The sequence below is a fragment of the Megasphaera massiliensis genome (genome assembly GCF_000455225.1).
Taxonomy (GTDB): domain Bacteria; phylum Bacillota; class Negativicutes; order Veillonellales; family Megasphaeraceae; genus Megasphaera; species Megasphaera massiliensis.
Genome location: NZ_HF954532.1, coordinates 3,292 through 11,199, shown reverse-complemented (window position 1 = coordinate 11,199; position 7,908 = coordinate 3,292). Strand labels below are relative to the sequence as shown.

The following is a 7,908-nucleotide window of genomic DNA, read 5'->3' as shown; positions in this document are numbered from 1 at the left end:
GAATTGTGGGAAGCGGGATATATTCCGTGCCGAAAACACCCAATTATCAATAATTATTGCGTAGTTGAGAATTAGACGGAGCCTGCTATCTCCCGTCCTCCGCATCCCAGAAAACCGTCAATAACATACGATTAAGCATAATATGCCAGTATCATTAGTAACACGCGGTAACGGGCGTAATTGCTAATGATTACTGGCATTGCTCGTTATTGGCTAGTATCTAGTTAGTAACAATTACCGTAGTAACTCGATGCACTTACGGAGTTGTCTAAGTCCCTTGTGGGTGTATACGCGCTCGGTAATGTCTCCGCCAGCGTGGCCAAGTATACGGCGCTTGGCTGTCTCGTTGGCGCCAGCGTTATCTAGCAAGGTAGCAACCGTATGCCGGCAGTCATGAGTTGTATGAGAGTCGGCACGGATGAGCCGCATCACCGCCCGCCATACGGCTATGTACCGGCTGTAGTTGTACGGGCGTCCGTCGCTGTCGGCGATAAGGGCATCGCCTGGGGCTGACATACGGGCCTCGAAAAGTGGCATGATCCTGTGATGGATGGGGATAATACGGATGCCGGCGGCTGTCTTACTGCGTGTAATGCTAATGTACCGTTGGCGTAGATGTACATCGGACTTGCGGAGGGCCAATAGCTCGCCGCACCTCATGCCGGTATATAGCAGGATAAGGACGGTATCGACGCCGGGCGCGTCCACATTGGCCCATAACCGGTTGATTTTCTGGCGGCTCATGGTGTGATGTGGGCGCACAGGGCGATTACGTCCGATAGATAGTAACTGCGCGTAGTTGGTTACATGCATCTCTAGCTTGTCCGCATACTTAAGTAATAGCGATATCAGCGACCGCACCTTCTTACGGCTGCTGTACGATAAGCCCTTATCCCGCATCCCGTCAATAATACGCTGATAGTCGGTATAGCGTATGTCAGTAACGGGACGGGTATGTAAGGGTGCTAGATGGTTATACGCATTGCGATAGCTGTCTAACGTCGATTGTGATGGTTGCGTGTCGGCGGTATGCCGCGGCAACCATCTATGATATAACTCTGCAAGTGTCATTTTGTGCGTAGAAAGGAGTCGTCCATGGTGCAACTTATTATAGTCCGCGGCAAAAATTTCCGCGTCGAGCTGCGACGCAAAGTATTCCACCGGGGATTGACGCCCATTTTCCGAAATCACAAAAACAAACGGCCTCCGCCGATTACCTGATAAGTGCTTGATGGACCCGTATCCATTGGGCTTACGCATGTTAATCACCTCAATTATTAATATCTGTTAAGGAGGATATCACAATATCATGAGAGATTACTTAATACGGTTTGACGGAGATGGCCGCCGGCAGGAGACTTACGCCGACGGCGTACACTATGACATTAATCCAGATGGGACTATTACCGACGGCTCCGTTGTTGTTGCTGACTTATTGGCCCAGGGCTATGTCTGGGTCGATGATGACGAGTACGTCGAGTACCTTAATGGCAAGGTACGAGGCGCAGACGGTAAGCCGACGGAATACGTTGCACCAGAGCCGACGGAAGCCGAGAAAAAAGCCGCGAAAATCAGCGCTATTAAAACTAAGTACAATGCTCAAATTGACGCACTGGTAACAGCGCGTGTAAAGGCCGCGATGATGGGCGCCGATACCAGTAAACTTGATGCCCAATACAAGAGTATCTTGGCTGCGATGGCGACCGAAATTAAGGAGGCGTAAACGATGGAATTGTGCGAATATTGCGGTAATATCCTAGAGGACAACGGGCGATGCCCATGGGAGGACTGCCCCCAGAATGCTATCTTGGATGTAATGGCCGCGGCGGAAGCGGCCGATAAAGCTGCCGCCGAGAAATCGGAGGCCGAATGACGGAACAGATTATAGTATCTATTGTATCGTATGTAGTCCCTACGGTATCCATGCTAATGCTAGGATGGGTGGTTAAGGCTATCAAGGGCAGCCGCAAAAGACAAGATGCAATCGAGGGCGGGATTAAGTGCTTGTTGAGGGAGCGGCTTATACAGATGCACCGGGACCATGTAATTAATGGCAATGCCGTCACACTCGAGGAGTATAACAGCCGGGACGATATGCAAGCTTGTTATAGCATCCTGAAAGGGAAAAACGGTTACATGGATAAAATTTCCGAGGAATACAAAAACGCCCCGTTATCGGGGAAAGAATAAGAGAGGAGGGAGGCGCATGGGGTACTACGTTGTTGGTAACAATATCTCAATTACACGGGGAGATAGCGCGGTTATCGCCTTAGAGATTACCGATAAGGACGGGGCGCCGTATATCATCGCGGACGGGGACCAGCTGACGATGACGGTCAAGGCGTCCATCGATGACGTCGTGCCGGTCATCGTTAAGACGCTGGATCATGGTATTATACGCGGGGATACCGCCGTCGAGATCCATATTGACCCGCAGGACACCGCACGCTTACGTTATGGCGACTATATCTATGACGTCGAGCTGGTCATGGCAGATGGGTACACCGATACGGTGATACCGCCAAGCCAGCTTACAATCACCGGAGAGGTGACGACTCATGACTAACCTAACGGCCCGCATCACTGCCGGCAATCATGGCAAGCTGACCGGAGCAATAAGCGGCGGCGGCTCGATGAGCGGCACTATCTCCATGCAACGGGCGCAGACGGTACATCTGCAATCTAAGACGGTAGTACCGACGGATGCAGAGCAAGTCGTTACGCCTGACAGCGGTTATATGGGATTGGAGCGCGTGACGGTCGCGCCTATCCCAGCCAATTACGGCAAGATTAGTTACGACGGTGTGCAGTTGACCGTCGAGTAGAGGAGGACAACATACATGGCAAAGAACGTTAAGATTAACGGCGTATTGTACCCTGACGTCCCAGAGGTATCTATTCCGCTGGCCGAGGGGCAAGGCAATGCGACGTTTCGGGATACCGGTGACGCGACGGCGGTGTCCGGTGATATCGTAAGCGGTAAGACCGCTTATATCGGGAGTGGTAAGGTAAGCGGCACCATGGCCAACAATGGGGCTGTATCCGGCACCATTAGCAAGGCCGGGGATAGTTACACCATCCCATCGGGATACCATAACGGCTCTGGCACGGTCAAAATCAGCGCAGCAGAACAGGCCAAGTTGGTGAGTGCCAATATCAAGGGGGGACAGACTATTTTGGGCGTCGCGGGCAAGACTAGCGTTGTCGACACGAGCGATGCTACAGCTGGAGCGGGGACGATTGTAAGCGGCAAGACGGCTTATGTTAACGGCGCCAAGGTTACGGGGACGGCCACAATCGGCACCGCAGACACTCGCAAGGCTATTACAGTCATCCAGACGCCCAATCAGACAATCGAGGTGACAGGCGTACCGGTTAAGTTGTCGCAGACTACGGGCTCCGATGGTAACGTCGTCTATAAGACGGAGTACCATCGCCAGATAACGCTGACTATTACGGCGGACTCCGGATATACGGCCGGCAATATTATTGTTGATGGTGCGGATATCGGGCAAGGGGCTACGATTAATATCAAGGCCGGGATGCTTATTACGGCCACAGACGCGACTAAGATGGCTGATACCGCGACCTTTTCGACGGTCCGGCTTGATTGTCCGCTTGGATTTAACCGCAGCAGCTATCTGGAGTTTAGGGTAGGCTCGCAACGCCCTGAAACGCCTAAGGTAACTAAGGTAATCGCGACTAAGAGTAACTTACGATTAGTCGTTGACCAAGCTTACGCAGATTGTGTTGTTACTATTGTATGTGGCCCTACACAGATAGATGATGTGTCAATGGTATACGCTGATGACGCTGATTTTGGGGCGGTTATGAGGGCAGATGTATCCAACTCCATCTTATACGACTATTTCCAAGAGTGCATCGATTTTGGCGACCAAATGACAATTATTTTCAAGGTTACGGGGTGATGTATATGATTGAGCGTATTAATGTTACCGATTGCATTGTCTTAGTGGGGCTTGTAGTGGCCTTACTGCTGGCAATGTATAACGGACTTAATGAGCTGGCTACATCCATTGCGAGTGGCTTGCTTGGATACGTCGGCGGCTCTGTCAACAAGACCGCCAAGAGAGGAGACGATAATCGATGAGAGTCTATATTAATCCCGGACACGATGCCAAGTACGACAGCGGCGCCGTGCATCGTGATGACGCCGGAAATGTCGACTTGAGAGAGTGCGACGTCGCCGCCGAAATTGGCGATGCCGTAAAAAAATATCTCGAGGCCGCCGGCTGCGAGTGCCGATTATTACAGTCGGACAATCTGTACTGGGATACGCAGTACGACGACCGACCTGTAGCCGTCTGCCCGGATGCTAACGAGTGGGGGGCTGACGTATTCTTGTCAATCCACTGCAACGCCTTCAACGGGGAGGCCCGCGGCACGGAGGTCGAGTGCTATTCTCGGATGAGCGATGGCGGCGCCCTTGCCCAGTGCATCCAAGACCAGTTGATTAATAGCATCGACACCGTAGATCGCGGAGTCCGTGAGCGTCCGGACTTACGGGTACTGCGGCATACGGCGATGCCGGCGGTACTCGTCGAGACGGCCTTCATCGACAACGATGTTGACGTCCAGTTATTGATTAACAATTGGGATGACATCGCCCGGGCAATCGCCCGCGGCGTCACTGATTATGCTTGTGGATTACGATAAGGAGGAGATATTATGAGCAAGTGGACTGAGGTAAGAGACGGGATGTTGGCCGCTCTTGACGTTAAGGAGGTAGCCGACACGGCTAAGGCCGAGTTAGTCAACAACCTGTCCAATGAGGGCATGGCGGCACTGGGGGCGGTAGCAGATAAGTTTACGGCCCAGCTCCAAGAGCAGGCCAAAGAAGAGGCCGGATGGAATGCCATTCGTGACCGCTTCGTTTTGCCGCTCTTGATTAGCGGCGTTATCTGGGGTGCCAAGTTGGTCATTGCCAAGAGCACGCCCCCGAAAAAATAGTATCAATAATATATAGTATTATAAGAGAGCCTCGCGGGTCGGTTTTACGCCGATTCTGCGGGGCTTATTTTTTTTGATATTTTTCTAAAATATATAGATATCCATATTGACAATATATAGATATCTATATATAATATAGGTAAGGAAAGGGGATAGAGAAGCCCCGGATAAATGGTTAATAACAAGGAGGAACAAATCATGACCAACGAACTTAGAAAAAAATGGACAGAAGAAGACCTTGAATTAGCACGCTTTATTTCCAGATCAAGGAAGTGGCCGGAATTAACCGGTGAGGAACAAAAGGTTAATTATGCTATATTAAAACGGTATGGGTTCGAAGATAAACTCGAATGGGAGCGGCCAAGGCTCCGTTTATATGGTGATATATACGTAAAATTTGAACCGTGGCTGTTCAAACAGGCCAACCTATCCTTCTGGTGCGAATTAGAGGACCTTGGTGATGCCTTAATGACGTATTTTAAAGAAACTAGCACTAACGATAAGCCGTCTGAAGAAGACTGCAAAAAATTTGATGATGTTATGGCTGAATTAAAGCAGATCGGTGACCTTCCGGAAATGACATATTGCTTCGGTCATAGAGGACTTTACGACGGGGTAGAAACTATTCGGAAAGACGCTCAAACAGCCTTTTTCAGTGGCGTTGCAAAAAAAGCCTTCCTCGACGGCATTATCACATTGGAAGAGGTGAAGGAAATTTATAAGTTTGAATTTTTGGAAAGAGACGATGCCGCCGATTGGGTAAATGGATGGTCGATGGCTGGGGCTATCGTAACCCTGCGGCAAATACAAGAGAACAAGAAAAATGGTCTCTGGGAAGGGGATGAAGAATAATATGAAAGAATTTCTCTGTATTGCAGAAGTCATGTCGCTCGGCGAAGCTGCCGAGCGATGGGGGATACTACCGATCACGTTGAACCGGTGGTGCGCTGGGAGTAAGAACCAGTTGCCGCGTTTTTACCGGCATGAGTGTCGCAAAAGCGGCAAATATTGGCTCATTACCCGGGCCGGAATGGAGCGCGTAGCCGGCCCGGAACCAAATAAAGACAGCAAAGATCTATCGATAGATGATAAATTGTACGACGCGTTGACAGCAATGTATAAAATACTCGTTGAATGGAAACGGCATCCGGATAGCATCGATTGGACGGTCAAAGCGCTAGAAGGGATGAATAAATTAAGAGAAGAGTTTGGCGTTGAATTCAACGATCCTGAACTGTATAAAAAGTGGAAAGAACGTCAGGATGCTAAGTCAACTCTTACCAAGAGCACGCCTCAAAAATAGAGTGAATAGAATTATATAAGCCCTGTCGGGTCGGTTTTGCGCCGAGCCATGCGGGGCTTATTTTTTTTTGAAAAACTTTTAAAAATGTCATATTTTAGTGTTGCAACATGTTGCAACATATGCTATAATATAATCAAGGAAAGGGGATAAACAGAAACCCCGGATAACAGTTAAATCTAAGGAGGAAGAAATTATGGAAAGAACAATCGTAGTAAAAACGGATAAGGGTGTGGTTCTCGGAAGAATCTACACTAACCGGATGCTGGATGTGCATGAAGTCGCCGACCTGCTTGACCTTGAACCGACTGACTATGACAAACAGTTTGTCGAACAGGGGTACCGTGCTCAGTACTATTACGGTCCTGACGGCAAAGCTTTTGACATCGAGGAAATTATATTTGACGACGAAGAATAATTCAGTTAATAGCCGGGCGGGTATTCAGCCGCCCGGTGCCAACAAAAAGGGAGGACCTAAAAATGAGTAAAATTAAAGTGGAACACAAAAACGATAAATTGTACGTATATACCCCGTATAATTGGAATTTCGTGAAAATGGTCCGCCCTATTGGGGACTGGAACGGGAGTGCCTGGGAAGTAGACGGTTCCCATTTAGCCGACATTAACAGAATGTTAACAAGTGTATACGGCTATGACCCGGAAAATCAGGAATCCTCAATTAATGTTGAGGTATTTGTTAAGTCCGAGCTTTGGGGAGAAGGACGCGACGGAGTATACATGTTTGGCCGTCAAATTGCCAGAGCTTTTGGCCGCGACAGCGGCGCTAAAATCGGAGAAAGTGTTTCGTTTTTCTCCGGAGATCCCGAGTCCGGCGGCTCCGCAAAATATTGGGGAGCTATAATCCCCGAAGGGGCTAACTTCGTGGTCTATGATGTGCCGGAAGGGGCTCTGAAATTGGAAAATGAATATGCCGACTATATTGACATTAAACCAATAATTCCTAAAAAAGCAGAAGAGCCCAAGCCGGCCCCCGCGCCTGTACGGGAAAATGAACCCGCAAAAGACACTACTATAGGGTTCAGGATTGACTCTGAGCTCAAAAAAGAAATAACTAATCTCTTAAAACAAGAGGGAAGCAATCTTTCCACATTTTTGACAAGAGCAATCGTCCAGTATATTAATGATAAAAAATCTGGACAAAAATAATTGATGTGATATAATAAATCTAAGAAAGGGCATCTCTTCGGAGATGTAGTCTCGTCCCGTGAGGGACGAGCGGATTGAAAGATATAAGTTGTCTTTAAAATGACAGCGTATAGTTGTCGCCCCTTCGGGGGCGCGGATTGAAACAGTTGGCTTGTGGACGCAAGTGCGACCGCACCAATGTCGCCGCCTTCGGGTGGCGCGGATTGAAACAACGTATACGGTCGGATACGGAAAAGAGCATCATCCTTATGGGTGGTGCTTTTTTCGTGCTCAAAATAAGGGCGCATCCACATACAGAGCTGCGCCCTTATTATCCATATCAGCCGCCGTCAAAAATTCGGCAAAAAAATAATTTAAAATTAAATGAATTTATATAATCTAACAATCGGGAAAACATTATAAAACCGCTTAAATGACGCGATTGTATTAATCTATTGCGAACTATATCAATATCGCGTTATAATATAATG

Annotated in this window: 14 protein-coding genes; 13 read left to right on the top strand and 1 reads right to left on the bottom strand. The window is 48.7% G+C overall.

Annotated features, from left to right (window positions below):
• Nucleotides 1–234: 234 nt before the first annotated feature.
• On the bottom strand, nt 235–660 hold the full coding sequence (locus tag TX77_RS13945) for a tyrosine-type recombinase/integrase (RefSeq protein ID WP_230197987.1): 426 nt from the start codon (nt 658–660) through the stop codon (nt 235–237).
• A 649-nt stretch (nt 661–1,309) separates the two neighbouring features.
• Between TX77_RS13945 and TX77_RS13940 the strand changes: the two genes are divergently transcribed.
• From TX77_RS13940 to TX77_RS13490, 13 genes are all read left to right on the top strand, one after another.
• Nucleotides 1,310–1,723 carry a hypothetical protein gene (locus TX77_RS13940; RefSeq protein ID WP_049917230.1) on the top strand — a complete coding sequence of 138 codons (414 nt, stop codon included), beginning with the start codon at nt 1,310–1,312 and terminating at the stop codon, nt 1,721–1,723.
• A 3-nt stretch (nt 1,724–1,726) separates the two neighbouring features.
• Nucleotides 1,727–1,873, top strand: a complete 147-nt coding sequence (locus tag TX77_RS13760; RefSeq protein WP_195891146.1) for a hypothetical protein — start codon at nt 1,727–1,729, stop codon at nt 1,871–1,873.
• Entirely contained in the window at nt 1,870–2,190 is a 321-nt protein-coding gene (locus TX77_RS00060; protein WP_044502799.1) for a hypothetical protein, read from the top strand. Before TX77_RS13760 ends, TX77_RS00060 begins: the two co-directional genes overlap by 4 nt.
• Nucleotides 2,191–2,206: 16 nt before the next feature.
• Nucleotides 2,207–2,566 carry a hypothetical protein gene (locus TX77_RS00055; RefSeq protein WP_044502798.1) on the top strand — a complete coding sequence of 120 codons (360 nt, stop codon included), beginning with the start codon at nt 2,207–2,209 and terminating at the stop codon, nt 2,564–2,566.
• Nucleotides 2,559–2,825, top strand: coding sequence for a hypothetical protein (locus tag TX77_RS00050; protein WP_230197973.1), 267 nt, complete (start codon nt 2,559–2,561; stop codon nt 2,823–2,825). Before TX77_RS00055 ends, TX77_RS00050 begins: the two co-directional genes overlap by 8 nt.
• Before the next feature lie 15 nt (nt 2,826–2,840).
• Nucleotides 2,841–3,929 (top strand): hypothetical protein, encoded by a 1,089-nt coding sequence (locus TX77_RS13935; RefSeq protein ID WP_071822263.1) that lies wholly within the window; start codon nt 2,841–2,843, stop codon nt 3,927–3,929.
• A 178-nt stretch (nt 3,930–4,107) separates the two neighbouring features.
• Nucleotides 4,108–4,677 (top strand): N-acetylmuramoyl-L-alanine amidase family protein, encoded by a 570-nt coding sequence (locus TX77_RS00035; RefSeq protein ID WP_044502796.1) that lies wholly within the window; start codon nt 4,108–4,110, stop codon nt 4,675–4,677.
• Between the two features lie 12 nt (nt 4,678–4,689).
• The gene (locus tag TX77_RS00030; RefSeq protein ID WP_044502795.1) at nt 4,690–4,971 is read left to right on the top strand and encodes a hypothetical protein; all 282 of its coding nucleotides are present in this window, start codon (nt 4,690–4,692) and stop codon (nt 4,969–4,971) included.
• 198 nt (nt 4,972–5,169) lie between these two features.
• A complete protein-coding gene (locus TX77_RS00025) occupies nt 5,170–5,823 on the top strand; it encodes a hypothetical protein (protein WP_044502794.1) in 654 nt (217 codons plus the stop codon).
• Between the two features lies 1 nt (nt 5,824).
• Nucleotides 5,825–6,274, top strand: a complete 450-nt coding sequence (locus TX77_RS13755; protein WP_195891145.1) for a helix-turn-helix domain-containing protein — start codon at nt 5,825–5,827, stop codon at nt 6,272–6,274.
• Nucleotides 6,275–6,467: 193 nt separating this feature from the next.
• Nucleotides 6,468–6,689, top strand: coding sequence for a hypothetical protein (locus TX77_RS00015; RefSeq protein WP_044502793.1), 222 nt, complete (start codon nt 6,468–6,470; stop codon nt 6,687–6,689).
• A gap of 62 nt (nt 6,690–6,751) precedes the next feature.
• Entirely contained in the window at nt 6,752–7,438 is a 687-nt protein-coding gene (locus TX77_RS00010) for a hypothetical protein (RefSeq protein WP_044502792.1), read from the top strand.
• Between the two features lie 137 nt (nt 7,439–7,575).
• Nucleotides 7,576–7,815 carry a hypothetical protein gene (locus TX77_RS13490; RefSeq protein ID WP_154651828.1) on the top strand — a complete coding sequence of 80 codons (240 nt, stop codon included), beginning with the start codon at nt 7,576–7,578 and terminating at the stop codon, nt 7,813–7,815.
• The last annotated feature ends 93 nt before the right edge of the window (nt 7,816–7,908 follow it).